The organism is Rhizobium sp. SG570, from assembly GCF_012275345.1.
Classification (GTDB): domain Bacteria; phylum Pseudomonadota; class Alphaproteobacteria; order Rhizobiales; family Rhizobiaceae; genus Rhizobium; species Rhizobium lusitanum.
The window spans coordinates 53,162-69,851 of record NZ_JAAZQI010000010.1 but is presented as its reverse complement, the minus strand read 5'-3'; the positions used below and the strand labels follow the sequence as shown (position 1 = coordinate 69,851).

At 59.8% G+C, this 16,690-nt stretch carries 14 protein-coding genes; 2 read left to right on the top strand and 12 right to left on the bottom strand.

Annotated features, from left to right (window positions below; translation table 11 throughout):
- Positions 1 to 203 precede the first annotated feature (203 nt).
- The 9 genes from FHT28_RS20275 to FHT28_RS20235 all read right to left on the bottom strand — a co-directional run bounded on the left by FHT28_RS20275 (position 204) and on the right by FHT28_RS20235 (position 10,147).
- Entirely contained in the window at positions 204 to 1,703 is a 1,500-nt protein-coding gene (locus FHT28_RS20275; protein WP_168597173.1) for an FGGY-family carbohydrate kinase, read from the bottom strand.
- Positions 1,704 to 1,718: 15 nt separating this feature from the next.
- Positions 1,719 to 2,519, bottom strand: coding sequence for a BtpA/SgcQ family protein (locus tag FHT28_RS20270; protein WP_037200917.1), 801 nt, complete (start codon positions 2,517 to 2,519; stop codon positions 1,719 to 1,721).
- Positions 2,520 to 2,637: 118 nt separating this feature from the next.
- Complete coding sequence (atzF, locus tag FHT28_RS20265; protein ID WP_168597172.1) at positions 2,638 to 4,470, bottom strand: allophanate hydrolase; 1,833 nt, start codon at positions 4,468 to 4,470, stop codon at positions 2,638 to 2,640.
- Between the two features lie 10 nt (positions 4,471 to 4,480).
- On the bottom strand, positions 4,481 to 5,116 hold the full coding sequence (locus tag FHT28_RS20260; RefSeq protein WP_168597171.1) for a cysteine hydrolase: 636 nt from the start codon (positions 5,114 to 5,116) through the stop codon (positions 4,481 to 4,483).
- Complete coding sequence (locus FHT28_RS20255) at positions 5,109 to 5,795, bottom strand: isochorismatase family cysteine hydrolase (protein ID WP_168597170.1); 687 nt, start codon at positions 5,793 to 5,795, stop codon at positions 5,109 to 5,111. The genes FHT28_RS20260 and FHT28_RS20255 overlap by 8 nt, the downstream gene beginning before the upstream one ends.
- Positions 5,792 to 6,937, bottom strand: coding sequence for a sn-glycerol-3-phosphate ABC transporter ATP-binding protein UgpC (gene ugpC / locus FHT28_RS20250; protein ID WP_168597169.1), 1,146 nt, complete (start codon positions 6,935 to 6,937; stop codon positions 5,792 to 5,794). The genes FHT28_RS20255 and ugpC overlap by 4 nt, the downstream gene beginning before the upstream one ends.
- A gap of 10 nt (positions 6,938 to 6,947) precedes the next feature.
- Positions 6,948 to 7,769 carry a carbohydrate ABC transporter permease gene (locus FHT28_RS20245; RefSeq protein WP_168597168.1) on the bottom strand — a complete coding sequence of 274 codons (822 nt, stop codon included), beginning with the start codon at positions 7,767 to 7,769 and terminating at the stop codon, positions 6,948 to 6,950.
- A gap of 5 nt (positions 7,770 to 7,774) precedes the next feature.
- On the bottom strand, positions 7,775 to 8,689 hold the full coding sequence (locus FHT28_RS20240; protein ID WP_210255818.1) for a sugar ABC transporter permease: 915 nt from the start codon (positions 8,687 to 8,689) through the stop codon (positions 7,775 to 7,777).
- Between the two features lie 162 nt (positions 8,690 to 8,851).
- Positions 8,852 to 10,147: a sugar ABC transporter substrate-binding protein gene (locus FHT28_RS20235; protein ID WP_168597167.1), complete on the bottom strand. Its 1,296-nt coding sequence runs from the start codon at positions 10,145 to 10,147 to the stop codon at positions 8,852 to 8,854.
- A gap of 410 nt (positions 10,148 to 10,557) precedes the next feature.
- Between FHT28_RS20235 and FHT28_RS20230 the strand changes: the two genes are divergently transcribed.
- Positions 10,558 to 12,072, top strand: a complete 1,515-nt coding sequence (locus FHT28_RS20230) for an NAD(P)/FAD-dependent oxidoreductase (protein WP_246704904.1) — start codon at positions 10,558 to 10,560, stop codon at positions 12,070 to 12,072.
- A 17-nt stretch (positions 12,073 to 12,089) separates the two neighbouring features.
- Here FHT28_RS20230 and FHT28_RS20225 read toward each other — a convergent pair whose 3' ends face one another.
- Positions 12,090 to 13,175, bottom strand: a complete 1,086-nt coding sequence (locus tag FHT28_RS20225; RefSeq protein WP_168597166.1) for a questin oxidase family protein — start codon at positions 13,173 to 13,175, stop codon at positions 12,090 to 12,092.
- A gap of 55 nt (positions 13,176 to 13,230) precedes the next feature.
- On the bottom strand, positions 13,231 to 14,016 hold the full coding sequence (locus tag FHT28_RS20220; RefSeq protein WP_168597165.1) for an SDR family NAD(P)-dependent oxidoreductase: 786 nt from the start codon (positions 14,014 to 14,016) through the stop codon (positions 13,231 to 13,233).
- 197 nt (positions 14,017 to 14,213) lie between these two features.
- Between FHT28_RS20220 and FHT28_RS20215 the strand changes: the two genes are divergently transcribed.
- On the top strand, positions 14,214 to 15,077 hold the full coding sequence (locus FHT28_RS20215) for a DeoR/GlpR family DNA-binding transcription regulator (RefSeq protein ID WP_168597164.1): 864 nt from the start codon (positions 14,214 to 14,216) through the stop codon (positions 15,075 to 15,077).
- Between the two features lie 472 nt (positions 15,078 to 15,549).
- Here FHT28_RS20215 and FHT28_RS20210 read toward each other — a convergent pair whose 3' ends face one another.
- Positions 15,550 to 16,566, bottom strand: a complete 1,017-nt coding sequence (locus tag FHT28_RS20210) for a LacI family DNA-binding transcriptional regulator (RefSeq protein ID WP_168597163.1) — start codon at positions 16,564 to 16,566, stop codon at positions 15,550 to 15,552.
- Positions 16,567 to 16,690 lie beyond the last annotated feature (124 nt).

The window sequence follows — 16,690 nt, the reverse complement described above, 5'->3', positions numbered from 1 at the left end:
GATCCATATCTCGAAGCGGCGCTTCTTGAAGGCGCCGCTTTTTTTGAAGTCGATGCCGCCGCGACTAACTATCTTTAGACAATCGCCGCAACGAAGTTGCCTCAGCGGCGATCCGTCGACCTATTTGCGGGCCGATCTTGCAGGAGAAGCCAGCGCTGCACCGCCCATCGCGGCGAGCCTTTCGGGCAATCAGGGCGGCCTTGTCACTGCCAAAGAGGACAAAGCTTCTCGTAGACGTCGCGATAGCGACGATACGCCTTTCTGTAATTGGGCCGATTTTCCGCATTAGGCCGCAACTGTTCGGCGAAGGTGACCAAACCGGTGATGCCGCCCCAGTCGTCCGTCAGTCCTGCACCGATGGCGGCCGTCCAGGCCGCGCCGAGACAGGAGCCCGGATGGCCGGATAGGCGTTGGACAGGAACTTCCAGGACATCGGCAACGATCTGCATCCAGATCTTGCTTTGCGCGCCGCCGTCCGAGACGAAAAAGCGGACCGGCTTGTGGCCCATGTCGATGAGGACCTCGATATGGTGCCGGATGGCATAGGCATAGGATTCGAGCAGAGCCCGCCAGATATGGCCGAGATCATGCGACAAGGTCAGGCCCTCGACCACGCCGCGTGCGGCGGGATCGTGGATGGGCGTTTTCTCGCCGAGCAGATAGGGCAAGATCGTCAGCCCATCGGCGCCGGCATTTTTTTTATCCGCCATCCTGTCAAGGTGCTGGTGGATCGTCAGCCCGGCGGCGTTCGCGGCTTCTTTTTCCCCACCAGCAAAGGTTTCGATGAACCAGTTCAGCGCCGAGCCGCCGGTCGACATGCATCCATTTGGCATGAAAAGTCCCGGCACCAGGTGGTAGTCGAGGAAAAGGCGCGTGTCTGGGCGCACGACATCTGTCGCCGTCAAAATATCGACGGCGCCGCCGAATTTGAGAAGCACATCGCCCGCGTCGACGACGCCAGCGCCAAGCGCCGAAGCGATCATGTCGGCCGCTCCGGCAACGACCGGAGTTCCGATCGCAAGGCCGGTCTCGCGAGCGCCTCTTTCATCGATATGACCCGTGATCGCGTGCGACGCTCGCTTCGGCGGGATGGCCGAGCGCGGTATATGCGCGAGATCGACGAGGGTGTCGTCGATCTCGTGCCGCGTGATATCGACGAATCCCGCTTCGAGTGCCCAGTTCTGCTCCACGGCAAGCGCGCCAGTTAGCCGGTAGTTGATATAGTCGTAAGAGCCGAGAACCGTCGAAATGCGCTTGAAATTCTCTGGTTCATGGCGTTCGATCCATCGCAACTTGGCCGTGACGAGCTGCTGGTTGATGCCGTTTCCCGCTTTTGCCAGGAATGCCTCTTCATCGCATTCGACCTTCAGTTCGCCGACCTCAAGACCACAACGTCCGTCGCTCTGCTGGATGCTGGGCCGGATTACCGTCCCGGCAGAATCGAGCAGCACCACGGCCGGAAGCATGCCTGTCGTGCCGATTGCCATGATGTCGCTTGCCTGCACCCCGCTCTTTTCCAGAAGCTCCGGAACGATCGAGCGAACGTTTTCCCACCACTCAGCGGGATCCTCCTCCGCCCAGCCGATCTGCGGTGATCGCAGGGAAACGGGACGGGACGCGGTGGCAAGGATCTTGTCGGGCAGTCGCAGCAGAATGCCGATGGTCGAGGTCGTTCCGATATCGAGGCCAAGAACCATGGTCATTAGCCAATCTCCAATCTAGCGCAGCGTTTCGACCAAATCCATGAACCGCTTGACGCGACTGCCGTCAACGGCGTTCCACGTATTGCCGTCGATCTTGAAATGCGTGCCGATCACCACGCCTTGCGCGATGGATAGGACATCGCGGACATTGTCGAGATTGACGCCGGTGTTTGCGAAGACCGGCACGTCCGTCACGGCCTCGCAGACCGAGCGCAAGTCGGACTGTTCGGCGGGCTGACCGGTAATCGGACCGGACACCAGGATCGCGTCAGCGAGCGATGAGAATACCGCGCTTCTGGCCCGCAGTGCGATGGGTCGTTGATCGAGCGAATAGGCAAATTCGGCATTGATGTTGAAAAGCAGTTTCATGTCGTCGCGACGAAGCGAACTGCGAAGTCGCGATGCGCTCGCGCAGTCCGGCTGCCATAACCCCATGTCAGAGGCAAACAGGCCGGTGAAGATTTCCCGCACGAAACTCGCCCCGGTCACCGCACCGATGGCGACGCTTGCCGACGGATCCCAAAGATAGTTTACGCCAAAGGGAACCTTGATGGCGGGTTTGATCGCCTGAACGATGGCAGTCATCGCGGCGATGCTTTCGGGGGAAGCCTTGAAAACATAGGGTCGATCGTTTTCGTTGCCGAACATGATGGCATCGACTCCGCCGTCCTGCAGTTTCTCGACATCCGTCATGACGTCGTCGATCAGCTTCTGAACGCCGCCGTCCGCATTATAGAGCGGCGAGCCGGGAAGCGCACCAATATGCGCCATGGAGATCACGACCTTCTTGCGGTCGCCAAAGCAATCAAAGACCATTGTTTTTTCCTTCCTTGCAGGAATGCCGATATCCGGATCGAGATAAGCCGGCGTCAGGCATATGCGTGTTTCCAGAGTTCGAGTTTATCGGGTAGTCTGTGGAGTCCGCCCCTCATTCCTAAGCCGCAACGCTCTGGCGGTAGGCACGCCAGCCACCATGAGCGGTGATGTCGGGCTGACCGGCGATGGCCGTGCTTTCACACAAAAAGCCGGTGACTTCAGTGCCATCCTCAAGCGAGAGCTTTCCGACGCCAAGGGGAGCCGGAATACGGGCGATGAAATCGCCAAAGCCGGCAGCTGGCAAAGCCCAGATTTCGACCGTGATGGGGCCGCCGCCCTCCCTCGCGCGGATGAGGCCCGGTTTGGGTGGCACAGTCCCATTCAAGGCATAGAGCCGGTAGGTATTGCTTGTCCTTGCCGTTCGCCGGAAGACGCCGCCGCGTGTCGTCAGTTCGTGGTTGAGCGGCATACCGGAGAGATGGGCACCGACTACGGCAATCTCGCGATAATCTTCATCGAGCGGCCGGGCTGCAGCGTTGGGGTAGGGATTGTCGAACATGGCGAGCGGAAGCCCGGTCGCGCGGTGGAAAGCTGCGGCGATCCCCGCCGCTTTGGCCTCCTCGAACCCCGGCGCGAGAAACGTCACGCCCAACGGCAATCCGTCTTCACGGAAACCGTTGGGGACGGCGATGCCGCAAAGCCCCATCAGGTTGACGAAGTTCGTGTAGATGCCGAGCCTGGCGTTCAACGCGATCGGGTCGGCAGCGATCTCATCCTTCGTGTAGATGGTTGGTGTCGTCGGCACCATCAGGACGGCAATATCCTCCCAGATGGGCCGCGTGTCGCGCTTGAGTTCGGCAATGCGGTGGATGGCTGCAAAAGTATCGAGGGCCGTGAACTTGCCTGAATTGGAGAGGATCTGCCGTGTCACGGGGTGAATGGCATCGCGGTGTTTTTCCAGCACGGCATCGAGACTGAGGGCGCGCTCGCAAATCCAGGGGCCTTCGTAGAGAATACGCTGCGTTTCCTCAAAGGGGGTGAAATCGACCTCTACCACCTCTCCGCCTAGGGCCTGCATTCGAGCAACGGCTTCGCGAAACAGGCGCTCGGCCTCGGTGTCGCCGAAGAAGCGAAGGGCAGCCCCCTTCGGAATGCCGAAGCGGAATCGTGGCGGCGGCGCAGCGGGCGTCAGTTTGACGGCGTCCGCTTCAGGCTTGGAAAACGGATAGGTAGGGTCATAGCCGGCGATGAGCTCCGTCACCTTCATGCCGTCATCGACGGTGAGTGCGAAAACCGCAACCGTCTCGATGGTCTTGACGCAGCCGCCGCCGGAGACGCAGGCATTGCTGACGAGGCCCGGCGTCGGCTTGATGCCGACGATATTATTGAAGCCGGCAGGCACCCTGCCGGACCCGGCGGCGTCATTGGCGATCGAGAAGCTTGAAAGGCCGGCAGCGACCGAGACGGCAGAGCCAGAGCTTGAGCCGCCGGAAATGTAGCGCTCGTCGAAGACCGATGAACAGGCGCCATAGGGTGTGCGCATGCCGACGAGACCGATGCCGAACTGGTCCATGTTGGTCTTGCCGATCAGGATGGCGCCAGCATCGAACAGCCGGGTGATCGCTTGCCCACTGGACGTGGCAATGTATACGCTTTCTTTCAGCGCGTTTGTGGTGGGCAAGCCGATAACGTCGTTGCAATCCTTGACCGAGAACGGGATGCCCCAAAGGGGCCGCCCATCATAACCCTCAGCTTCAAGAGCTGCCGCGGCCTTCAATGCGTCTTCTCGCGATATCAGATGAATCCAGACGTGATCGTCACCACGCGAGGCGATACGGTTATAGATGGCGGAGATGACAATAGTTGGCGTCAGTGTGCCGGCAGCGTAGGCCTCGGTTAATGTGTCGAGATCGAGACTGCCGGTTGCGGCAGACCAGTCTGGCTTGGACATGGAACGCTCCTCAAGCTTTTGTCAGTGCCGCATGGACAGCGGCGGCGGTGGCAACGGTGCCGAAGAGGCCATTGCCGAATGTGGTGATGCGCAATTGCGCGGTGTGGCGCGGCTCGCTCGTGCCCTGGCAAGCATCTGAAACGGCAAGGCACTCGAAACCCATATCGTTGGCGGTGCGCTGGGTGGCGTGCACCAGGCCTTCCGTCGGCAATCCGGCGATCAGAAGATTGCGAACGCCACGGGCCTTCAACGCCTTTTCGAGGGTTGTCTTGTAGAAGGCGTTATCACCGGGATGATCGATCACCAAAGCGGTGTGCGGCAGAACGAGTTGTGGCGGAAAAGCCCAATCGTCGGAGCCTTCGGCCGGGACGACATCGCCCATGGTATGACGGCGGCGGGCGACCATGTCACCATCGGGCAAGGCGACACGGCGCGATGCCGCAACGAACAGGCCGCGGTCTCGGGCGGCCGCCAACAGGCGCAGCGCCACCGTAAAAGCCGGCGCGGCGGAGAGTGCCGAAATCGTGCCTCGCTGAAAGCCGAGCAGCAACAGGGCGCTATCGGCCGGTGACCAATATCCGTCGAAAGGCCAGTGATATGGCAAGGCTTCAATCTGGCCGAAGGGTCTGACTCCGAGATCAGACATCGGCGCGCTCCAGCATGGTTTGGAAGGCGGCAAGGGAAGAGACCCCACCCCAACGACCGCCGTAAGCTTTGAGAATCTCAAGCGTCGCCAGATGGTTCGGTGTCTCGACCGCCGCCGTGCAGTCCTCGAGCAAGACGCATTCGAAGCCACGCTCGAAACCATCCCGCATGGTCGACTGCACGCAGCAGTCTGAAGTGACGCCGGTGATCACCAGACGGGAGACGCCACGCTTGTGCAGTTCCACCTCCAGATCGGTCTGATGGAACGCCGACTTTCCGGACTTGTCGATCACCAATTCGTCGGCCTGTGGTGCGAGTTCCGGGATGATCTGCCATCCAGGCTCGCCACGGACAAGAATCCGCCCAATGGCGCCCATATCGCCGATCCCCAGCCCATGAACGCGGGTGCGCCATTGTTTGTTGGCGTGGAGATCGGACAGATCAGGCAAATGCCCCTCGCGCGTGTGGATAACGGCGATGCTGGCGCTTCTTGCGGCGGCAAGTGCCTGGCTAATGGGCGGAATGACGGCGCGAGTGTTGGAAACGTCTTCGCCGAGCTGATCGATCCAGCCGCCGGACGCGCAGAAATCGATCTGCATGTCGATGAGAATAATCGCCATCGCGCTTTTGACTGACGTGCCGCCAAGTGGCCAGAAGCCTGATACGGGGCGTTCGTTCATAGTGCCATGCCCATTTCAGCGTCGAAGATGTGGATGGCCGACGGATCGACCGAGAAGGTCAGCATCTCGCCCGCCGTGACCGAACGGCCACTGTCGATCATCGATCTCAGACGCGGACGGACCGACAGGAGATCCTTTTCCTCTTCGATCACGGTGGAATGGATCATGGTGGCATCCTGAACATCGAGATGAACCAGAAGCGTTGCCCCCAGATCCTCGACAAAGGCGACGCGCGCCGAAATCGTGCCCGCCGCGCCGGTATCGCTTGTGAGCTTGAGGGCCTCGGGCCGGATGCCGACGATCACCTTGCGGCCTGACCTGATCTCGCAACGCTCGCCGGTTGCGCCGAGCGGCAGGGCGAAGGCTCCGGCTTGAACCACCGGCCTTCCGCCTTGCGCCGCGATGGTGCCTTCCATGAAATTGATCGGCGGCGAGCCGATGAAGCTGGCAACAAACAGATTGACGGGCTTGTCATAGAGACGACGGGGGGTGTCGAGCTGCTGAAGGGTGCCCTTGTTCATCACCGCGACCCGATGCCCCATGGTCATCGCCTCGACCTGATCGTGCGTCACATAGACCGTCGTGACCGCGCTCATGCGCTGCAACTTGGCGATTTCCGCGCGCATCTGGCCGCGAAGGCGGGCGTCCAGATTAGAGAGTGGCTCATCCATGAGAAAGGCATGGGGGGAGCGCACCAGCGCGCGACCCATGGCGACGCGCTGCCTTTGGCCACCGGACAGCCGGGCAGGCTTGCGATCCAGATACTCGGTGAGTTCGAGCAGCGCCGCTGTCTCACGCACCTTCTTCTCGATGATCTCGCGCCTGATGTTACGGACCTTGAGGCCGAAGGCGATGTTGTCGGCAACTGTCAGATGTGGATAGAGCGCATAAGACTGGAACACCATGGCGATATCGCGGTCGCGCGGCGCGAGATCGTTTGCCACCTGACCATTGATCCTGAGGGTGCCGCCGGTGATGTCTTCAAGGCCTGCGATCATCCGCAGCGCCGTGGACTTGCCGCAGCCGGACGGTCCCACAAGAACCATGAATTCGCCATCGATGATGTCGAGATTCAGCCCATGCAGCGCGGAATGGCCGCCCTCATAGGTCTTGGAGACATTCTCGAAGGAAATCTGGGCCATCGATCGGCTCCTATTGTACGCCGTTGGTCGCGCCCTGAACGAAATAGCGGTTCAGGAAAAGCGCCATCAGGACAATCGGAATGGTGGAAAAATGCGCCAGCGCACCAAGCGACCCCCAGGTCACATCCTTGGTGCCGTAGGCGGTCAGGAGGGCCACCGAGATCGGCTTGGAATCGAGCGTCGTCAGAAACATCGGGTAGAGGAAGTCGTTCCACGAAAACATCACGCAGAAGAGGATGCAGGCGATGATGCCGGAGCGAACAGCGGGGACCGCGACCTTCAAAAATGCGCCGATCTGCGTGCAGCCGTCCGTCATTGCAGCTTCTTCCATATCTCGCGGAAGGGCGCGGAAATAAGAAAACATCATCCAGGTGACGAAAGCGCAGTTGAGCATGGTATTGATGATGATCACCGCCCACCAGCTTCCAAGCAGCCCCATATCGCGCATCATGAGATAGAAGGGGATGAGGGCCGCAATGGCTGGAACCATGCGGATGGCGAGGAAGAAATAGGCAAAGAAACTGGCGTAACGGGAACGCGACCGTGCCAGCGCGTAACCAGCAGGCACCCCAAGGAGAAGCGAAAGAACGGTGGTACCAAGGCTGATCACGATGGAGGATCGCAGCAGCGAGACGACATCGAAATAGGTCAATACTTTTCTAAACTGGTCTAGCGTCGGTTGGAAGCCGAGCTTTGGTGGAATCGAGAAAATCTGGTTGGACGGCTTGTAGGCCGTGGTGATCAGCCAGAGCACCGGCAATAGAAACAGCATCGTGATGATCAGAACGGCAGTCCGCTCGAACAGGATCTGTCGGGTCGAAGCGTTGGACATCGGCGTCACTTCCCATTGATCCGGACATCGGCACGGCGCACGATGAGCAGAAGCACGGCGGCCATGATGGCGATGAACAGCAGGGTAATATTGCCGATCGCCGAGGCGTAACCGACGTTGAAGAACTGCAGGCCCTCCTTGACTGCCAGCACCATCAGCGTGTTGGTCGCGTCATTCGGCCCGCCGCCAGTCGTAACGAACACGGAATCGAATACCCGGAACGCGTCCATCATCCGCAGCATGAGCGCGAGGAAGATGGAAGGAAGCATCAGCGGCAGGATGAGAAGGGTGAATCGCTGCAAGGCTGTGGCGCCGTCGGTGCGGCCTGCCTCCAGAACATCGTTGGGCAAGGATTTAAGTCCTGCAAGCAGGATCAGCGCCATCAACGGTGTCCATTCCCAGCAATCGATGAGGATCAGCACCCACAGTGCGGTCCCCGCATCGGTGAGAAATCCGGTTCGCGGGCCGATACCGGCCTCTGCGAGAAAATAGCCGACAAGGCCGTAGTCAGCCCCCAAAAGCGCCTTGAAAATGAGGCCGACGACCAGCGGCGTGATGGTGGCGGGAACGAGTAGGAAAGCCAGCGCCACACGGTTGAAGCGGCTGTCGCGCCACAAGAGCAGTGCGAGGCCAAATCCCAAGATCAGTTGGAGGCTCACGCTGGCGATCGTGAACTCGAACGTATTGACGATCGCCTGCAGCGCGGAACGGTCCGAGAATATTTCGATGTAGTTTCCAAGGCCGATGAATTTGGTGCGGGCCGGACGCAGCAGATTGTAGCTGAAGAAACTGTACCAGACGCCCTGCGCCAAAGGCCAGACACCAATGGCCAGGACATAGAGCACGGCCGGAGCGGCCATGAAGAAGAGGAAGAAACGGCGACGATCTGAAAAACTGCGGCCGATCGTGAAGAGACCCATGCCGGCTTGCCGCGGTCGGCGGGCGTCTTCGCCGGTGGCGAGGAATGGCTGGTTCATTTCGATTTCAATCCTGTGTTTTTTCAACGCAATGCACGTTTGAATGCCCTCTCCCCGCCTGCCGGCGGCGGGGAGCCCTAATATCGCTGAACGGGCACGTGAAACCTAGAACAGTTTCTTGGCTTCCACTTGGGCCTCATCAAGGGCTGCCTGCGGTTCAGCAGCGCCCGCCAGAACGGAGTTCACGGCGGCACCGAGGATGTCCTGGATTTCCGGGTATTCCGGGATACGCGGGCGGTAGTCGCCATTGCCGTTTTCATAGGTCTTGGCAACGACAGGCAGGAAGTCGAACTTGGCCGTCAGGTCCGGATCGGTCATCTCGCTTTTGCGCATGAAGGAGCCGGCGCCGTCCATGTTGAACTCCTTGTGAATCTTCTTGCTGACGAGCCATTTGATGAAGGTCCAGGCGGCTTCCTTCTGTTTTGGATCGATATCGGCATTGATCGCCATGCCCCAGCCGCCGACGCCATATTGGGGCGAAACGCCTTTGCCGACCGGTGCGATGGTAATGCCGACCTTGCCGACGACGTTCGACGAGGCAGGGTCCGAATAGCCCGGCGCACCGACAGACCAAGTCTGCATCATGGCCGCAGTGCCCTGACGGAAGCTTTCCTCGCGACCGCCCCAATCATATTCGATGGCACCGGGAGGTGCGGTCTCGACGAACAGCTTTTTGTAGACGGTCAGACTCTTGACGTTCTCGGGAGAGTTGAGCGCCGGCTTGCCGTCCTTGTCGAGGATGGAACCGCCCATCTGGTTGTTATACTGCATCCAGTCCTGTGCGACGGCAGGGCCTTTCTGGCCGTTGGCCACGAAGCCGTATTGCTTCTTGGAAGGGTCGGTGAGCTTCTTGGCGTCGGACACCAATTCGTCGACTGTCGTTGGCACTGAGAGACCGGCTGCCTGGAACAGATCCTTGCGATAGGCAAGCACATTGGCGTAGGCCGCGAAGGGGAAGGCCACATAGTGGCCCTTGTACTGACCCAGCGATTGAAGAATGACCGGGTAGATATCGTCCAGGTCCAATTCCGCGGCATCACGCTTGACCCAGTCGGTCAGATCGACGGAATAGCCGTTTTCCTGATAGGCGCCGGCCCATACGATGTCCATGGTGACAAGATCGTAACCCTTGGTATTGCCGACGAAATCGGCGGTCGTCTTGGTGAGCAAAGTCCCATAGTCCATGACTTCGACCTTGAGGTCGGCGCCGGTGTCTTGCTTGAATTCGGCGGCGAGCTTGGTCAGTACGGCACCGAACGGATCGTTCTGGGACGCAAGGGTAAGGGTCACCCCATCCAGCGGTTTGGCGTATGCAAAAGCCGCCGATGTCATCAGCGTCACCAATCCGATGCTCAACAGGCGGGTCGCCTTGGGCATCGGGAATGCGGAGATCATGGTCATATGCGTCCAGCCCTTCCTTGGAGATTGAAGATCTGCCGCGACGCTATCTGAGCTTCAGCCGCTGTCAAACAAAATTTCACATTAAATGTGAAAATATAACTAAATTGAACATCGGTGATTATTAGTTCCGCGCAGTGATGAAAAAATCATCACTCTCTGCTTTCTCCTGCGGCATTTTCTGAATGCGAATGAAAATCCTCCGCAAAACCAGGGGATAAAATCGATGCCTAAGAATTGATCTCCCTTATCGATCGGAGAAGATTGATCTCCCAATGAAGCGCGCGCAGATCATTTCCTGCGTGAATTGAAGACAAGAATACGAGCAGGGAGAAAGAAAATAACATAATCACACACTTTACAACTTTCCTGCACCATCTATTCTCGACGCAGGCTCGAGGGAGATCAGGGACATGTGGACGGCAACGAGCACTCCGGCGGCGTCGCCGGCCAATGTGCAGAGCGCGACGGACGGCGTGACGCCACAAGTTGCACGGGACGATGCGCTCCTGCGGCTTGAACAACGTGCCCACCGGGAACTGGCGGCCATCGAAGCGCCCTTGCGGGAATGGGTTCCCGAGCGTCGGGACGAAAACAGCCGGGTGATGGATGACGTGGTGATCGTAGGCGCCGGCCTGTCGGGACTGTCGCTGGCATTCGGTCTGATGCGACAAGGTCTTACGCGCGTAAAGGTTATCGACACCGCGCCTGCAGGTCGAGAGGGTCCATGGCTCAATACGGCGCGCATGCGCACGCTGCGGTCCCCCAAGACGCTGACGGGCCCCGACCTCGGCGTCCCCTCGCTGACCTATCGCGCATGGCACGAAACGGCCTACGGCCCGCAAAGCTGGGAAAAACTCGACAAGATCGAACGGGGCGACTGGATGGCCTATCTCGTCTGGTTTCGCGGTGCCGTTGGCATGGATGTTGAAAACGAGACAAACCTTCTCGGCATCGAGATCCGCAATGGTCATCTGGCCGCGCGAGTGGAAAAGGACGGCATCGAGCGCATGATGACCTGCCGCAAGATCGTGTTAGCGACCGGCATGGAAGGCGCAGGCGGGCACCATGTACCGGCTACGATCTCCGATGCTCTGCCGCGCGACCGCTGGACGCATAGCGGCGAGACCATCGATATGGGCTTTCTGTCGGGCAGGACGGTCGGCGTGATCGGCGCGGCGGCATCCAGTTTCGACTGGGCGGTCGCAGCGCTTGAGGCAGGTGCCAAATCCGTGACCATTCTGGCGCGATCGCGGGGCCTGCCTCGCACAGAAGTTCTCGACTGGTCGAATTTTTCCGGTTTCCTCAATCATTACGCCGACCTCGACGACATCAGTCGCTACCGGTTCGCGCGCCGAATGTTCGCCTTTAAAACCCCGCCGACTACGGAAATGTTCGAGCGAGCCATGCGCTTTCCTGAATGCGAGCTTGTGATGGATGCTCGGCTCGAAACGTTGCGGATGCAGGATGGAGATATTGCCGTGTCAACCGCCGCCGGCGATTTCGTCTTCGACCACCTTTTGCTCGGAACAGGCTATACCGTCGATCTCCGGCGCCGGCCGGAACTTTGTGGCATCATCGACGCAGTGGCCACGTGGGGCGACCGTTTCACCCCGCCAGCCGGCGAAGCCGATGACAGTCTCCTCGCCTACCCCTATCTCGGCCCCGCCTTCGAATTTCTGGAGAAGGAACCCGGTCAGTCGCCGTTGCTGCGGGACATCCATATCTTCAACAGCGCTGCCGTCCCGAGCCTCGGGCCGGTGTGCAACGGCATTACCGGGCTTAAATCCGGCGTACCCAGGCTCGTGGCCGGTATCTGCCGTGGACTGTTCCTGCAGGATGCAGATCTGTTTTACCAAACGCTGGACGCTTACGACAAAGTACATTTCGAGCCGCAGATGGTGCCGGGCTTTGACCCCAGGCCATAGCTCCAACGCCGGCAGTATCAGTCGATAAGCCCGACCCTGCGTGCGGCGACGACGCGATAGAGCGGGTCGCCGGTGTGGCGATATTCCTCGAGCGCGGAAAAGACGAGGGAATGATCGTGTTCATCGTCAGACGCGACAGCCGCGGAAGCTATGGCCTCGTCGGGTGGAACGGGCAATGCGCGCCATGCATCCAGCATCTCTGCACTGGGCAAATCTGGCATGCCGATCTTGGTGTATAGCGACAGCACCACCTCCCAGAAATGCGTTGCCAGGATTTGTGACTTATCGAGATGCGGGCTGACGAGGCGCAGCCAATGGCTTCCGGTCAGCGCGTGAAGTGCCTCGAAACTCATCGTGCCCGCATAAAGTGCCAGGGAGGCCTGTCGTATCCGGACGAGAAGATCGTCGGCCGGCACGAGTTGTCCGAGGTGCCGCTGAAACGCTGGAATCCGGCCGGCGGCCTCGATCCATTTCCACAGAAGCGTCGAGGAAACAGCAATGTTCCTGAGGCTAGGCTCCGCTTGCATCGAGAGCATCTGCTCCACCGGATCCGTCACTGTCGGGGCGTCGGCGGTCGGCGGAAAGGCAAGATAAGTCGCAGCCCAATAACCCAGCGCGATGCCGATCTCCGTCTCGTCACGGCGCAGTACGGCATAGGCGAGGCGCATCAGGCCGTGGGTGGCTGACGCCGCGACACCGGGCAAGAGTGTGGGTAGATGGTCACGGATGGCCTGGCTGCCGCCGATACGTGAAACCACGTCGGCGAAATAGTCGCGCAAATCAGTTTCCCGCTCGCGCTGGCCAAGTGCCAATCGCCATGTCTGATCGGTTAGCGATGCAATAGCCGGCGGTGGAAACGGCACGGAATGGGCGAGCGTATAGTGGCGGGCGTAGGCCTCCAGTCGCTCCGGCGTCGCACCAAGCCTGCCCATGGCTTCCAGCACCATAGGCAGGTGATTGGCAAGAAAATCCGGAAATTCGCCGCTGCGCTGGCCAACCTCCGCAATCAATGGCCGCAGCCGCGCACTGGCCCGGGGGTGACGACAGATGCCACTCGATGCACCCGTCTGCGTGTTGGCGGCGATCTGAATGCTCGGTCCCATTGTCTTCGTCCTTTTATTCCCCGCCCTATTTCATCGTCCGAACAACGCAACGACATCAGTCCATGCGAACGCCGCCGGTGACGTTGATACCCTGCCCAGTCATAAAGCGAGCACCATCTGAGGCCAAAAAACGGACGACCACCGCCACATCCTCCGGCTCCTCGATCCGGCCCATCGGCGTTAGGGTAACATATTCCTGGCGCACTTCGTCCGGTGTCATGTTGCGAAGCTTGCCTTCCCAAATGATCTCGCGCTCCTGCATGCCCGTGCGCACGAAGCCCGGGCATACGGCATTGATGCGGATGCCAGTGGGCGCAAGTTCGCGCGCAAGCGCCTGCGTCCAGCCGAGAACAGCGAACTTGCTTGCCGAATAATGCGCCAGCAGCGGCGCGCCGACTTTCCCGGCGAGCGAAGCGGTATTGACGATGACACCCTTGTTATGCGTCGCCAGAAAATGGCGAACAACGATCTGGTTGCAAAGGAAAACACCCTTGGCGTTGACGTCCATGTTGAAATCCCAGTCCTCGTCCGTCAGATCGACGGAAGCCTGCATCGTCGATACCCCGGCATTGGCACACAGGATATCGATGCCGCCCTGCTGGGAGATCACGGCATCCATCGCCGCCTGCACAGAGCCGCGATCGCGTACGTCAATGCCTCCGGAAAAGGCATTGTCACCCAGTTCGCCGGCAAGAGCGGCAGCACGGCCCGCATCGAGATCCACGATCGTGACCCGTGCGCCCTCTGCGTGAAAGGTTCTGGTAATTGCCGCGCCGATACCGGATGCACCTCCGGTGACGACGACTGATTTTCCTGCGAATTCCGACAATGAAGCCTCCATGACTGAGTACATTCCGAAAGTGTGCCGTTTGACGATTTGTTGCACTTTTGAACATTATATAACAAAAAACAACCTTTATTCACGCGTGCGCTTGTGTTAGGCACAAACATCAGCTGAACCTCCGGCGGTGGAAAGACGGCCAGGTACAGCGGGAGAACCGCCCGCGCTCTTTTGTCGGCGTATTCACGGAAGCAAACATGGAAAACGGCCGACCCTCAGACATCAAGTCAAACGCAGACCTCGAGGCCAACCCCGGGCGTGACGGCGAGGGCCGCACTGAAAGGGTTCCAGCGGCGCTAAGGCACGCGCGTATCATCGCCTCTTTCGAAAACAACGACTTCGTGTCGATCGCAAGTCTAGCCGATGAGCTCGGCGTTTCCGGTATGACCGTGCGCCGCGATCTCGATCTCCTGGGAAAGCGCGGGTTGCTCGAGCGCACGCATGGCGGCGCGGTCGCCGCGGGTCCGCTGGCGGCGCCCACCTTCGATGAAGACGAGCCGCCGTTCGAACAGCGCATGCGTCGGCAGGCGGTGGAGAAGTCCTCGATTGCGGCAGCGGCGGCAAAGTTGGTCGCATCGGGCGAATCCGTTGGCCTTGATGTCGGGACCTCCATTCTGGCGCTTGCGAGCGCCCTGGCGCCGCGCCGGGATCTGCGCGTGTTCACCAACAATCTGCGCGTCAGCATGTTGATGGCGGAAGGAAAGAGCACCGTCTACATTCTGGGGGGCCAGGTACGCGTGCCGGAATATTCGGTGATCGGACCACAGGCAGTCGAGGGTTTGAAGAGCCATTTTCTCGATAAAGTGTTCATCGGTGTTTCCGGCGTGGATGCCAATGGCTTCTACGATTATTCTCCCGAGGATACCGAGGTGAAGCGCGCCTTCATCGCCAGCGCCGGCAGCGTCATTGTTCTCTGTGATTCATCGAAATTCGGGCGCCGGGCTTTGTCGCGCATCGTGCCGCTTGAGAAGGTAAGTGTTCTTGTCACGGACGCAGCCCCTCCGGCCGACCTCGCCGCCGGATTGAACCAGCATGGCGTCCGGATCATCGTGGCCGCGTGAAATGTTAGGACCAATCGACTCTCACAGTCTCCAGATCATTCCGCGGCGAGAAAGGCAAAGCTTGAGAAGCGAATGGTTCTTCAGTCATGGCGTATTGCGAAGCGTCAGACGTGCTGCATTCGGTTTGAAGCGCCGCTCTATCAGGTCGCGATGTCCGTGGACGAGCGCATGAACGGCATCGCCGCGATTACTCCACGTAATGGGCGGCGCCTAGGAGAGTGTAGCCAGATTGGCGGCTGTCCCTCAGGATGACGACGTCAAGACCGTGGCCGAGTTGGTCGGCCCTATCACTTTCCGCTGGCTGCCCGCCCTGCCGGCCGTTCATGCGCTCGGGTCAGGGGCTTCCTGACGCATGCCAGATCGGCGTCGGTCAGGACGGTGAGGGATTTTGGGAAGACATGACGTCCCCAAGCTGCCATGGTCAGTTTTGTTTCGTCGCAAACGGAATTCGCCGATCTCACGTTTACACGGTTCAACTGCTTTCCCTTACCATAAGCTTGAAACCCAGATCTAAAGCCGTGACCTCCGGCGTTTCCCCACAGAGAAGGCTAAGAAGGCTTGAGGCGGCGTGCTGTCCGATGGTAGCGCGGGGCGTGCGAACGGAGGTTAAGCGCGGAACCATCTGCCCGGCTCCCGGCAGATCATTAAATCCGACCACCGAAATTTGCTCGGGGATTGCCACTCCCTTGCGTAGGGCTTCAAAGGATGCCCCGAAGGCAAGATCGTCGTTGCAAAAGAAGATCCCGTCTGTGTTTGGATGCTCCGTCAAGAGCCGGTTGAAGAGATCGCCGCCAAGCTCCACCGAGGACGGTTCCGGCGTCATGATTTCGAGCGCCGGGGGAAGGCCAGCCCGGGCGATTGCCTGCTGATAGCCGTCGCGACGCTGGAGAACGCGGGCATCAAGCTGGGCTCCGACAAAAGCCAGTTTTCGCCGTCCCCGCGACAGAAGATGCTCGGCAACCTTGGCGCCGGCCGCTTCTTGTGAAAAGCCGACACAGACGATGCCCTCCTCCTGCCGCAGTTCCATCATGTAGACGCAAGGCACCCCGGCATTTGCCAGAAGCCGTGCGGCGGTCTCGCTTCGATTGAAGCCGGTCAGCAGAATGCCGCATGGCTGGTGCGAGAGATAGTTGCGAATAAGTTCTTCTTCCTCATCCTGGCGGTAGTGGTAGTTACCGATCAAGACCTCAAACCCACGCGGGCGCAGCACATCTTGAATGGCCTCCAGGGTCTCGATGAACAGATGGTTCGACAAGGCGGGAACAAGCACAAGGATCGAATGACTGCGCGCCGAAGCAAGCGTCCGCGCCGCCGGGTTGGGCACATATGCCAGTGCCTTGGCGGCGTCATGGACCCTGGTTGCGAGTTGCGGGTCGACCGTTGCGATTGAGCGTAGTGCCCGTGAGGCCGTAATCTGCGACACGCCCGCGCGGGCTGCGACCTGCGCAAGCGTCGGCCGGCCGGTGGCGCGCGACGGTCTGTCTTTCATGACGAATCTCCTCCGACTTGCCAAATCTTACAATGATTAATAAGGTAGCGCTATCTCAAAGTCGTTTTGGCGTCTTTGCGGGAGGAAACAGCGTCGATTCTCGCGTTTTGAATCGGCCAGGCTT

Excerpts from the sequence above, each read along its gene's own strand:
- FHT28_RS20225 (WP_168597166.1), bottom strand. The coding sequence starts at position 13,175 with ATGGGACCGAGCATTCAGATCGCCGCCAACACGCAGACGGGTGCATCG.
- FHT28_RS20270 (WP_037200917.1), bottom strand. The coding sequence starts at position 2,519 with ATGGTCTTTGATTGCTTTGGCGACCGCAAGAAGGTCGTGATCTCCATG.
- FHT28_RS20220 (WP_168597165.1), bottom strand. The coding sequence starts at position 14,016 with ATGGAGGCTTCATTGTCGGAATTCGCAGGAAAATCAGTCGTCGTCACC.
- FHT28_RS20240 (WP_210255818.1), bottom strand. The coding sequence starts at position 8,689 with ATGGGTCTCTTCACGATCGGCCGCAGTTTTTCAGATCGTCGCCGTTTC.
- FHT28_RS20275 (WP_168597173.1), bottom strand. The coding sequence starts at position 1,703 with ATGACCATGGTTCTTGGCCTCGATATCGGAACGACCTCGACCATCGGC.
- atzF (WP_168597172.1), bottom strand. The coding sequence starts at position 4,470 with ATGTCCAAGCCAGACTGGTCTGCCGCAACCGGCAGTCTCGATCTCGAC.
- FHT28_RS20230 (WP_246704904.1), top strand. The coding sequence starts at position 10,558 with ATGTGGACGGCAACGAGCACTCCGGCGGCGTCGCCGGCCAATGTGCAG.
- FHT28_RS20210 (WP_168597163.1), bottom strand. The coding sequence starts at position 16,566 with ATGAAAGACAGACCGTCGCGCGCCACCGGCCGGCCGACGCTTGCGCAG.
- ugpC (WP_168597169.1), bottom strand. The coding sequence starts at position 6,937 with ATGGCCCAGATTTCCTTCGAGAATGTCTCCAAGACCTATGAGGGCGGC.
- FHT28_RS20260 (WP_168597171.1), bottom strand. The coding sequence starts at position 5,116 with ATGTCTGATCTCGGAGTCAGACCCTTCGGCCAGATTGAAGCCTTGCCA.
- FHT28_RS20215 (WP_168597164.1), top strand. The coding sequence starts at position 14,214 with ATGGAAAACGGCCGACCCTCAGACATCAAGTCAAACGCAGACCTCGAG.
- FHT28_RS20235 (WP_168597167.1), bottom strand. The coding sequence starts at position 10,147 with ATGACCATGATCTCCGCATTCCCGATGCCCAAGGCGACCCGCCTGTTG.
- FHT28_RS20255 (WP_168597170.1), bottom strand. The coding sequence starts at position 5,795 with ATGAACGAACGCCCCGTATCAGGCTTCTGGCCACTTGGCGGCACGTCA.
- FHT28_RS20245 (WP_168597168.1), bottom strand. The coding sequence starts at position 7,769 with ATGTCCAACGCTTCGACCCGACAGATCCTGTTCGAGCGGACTGCCGTT.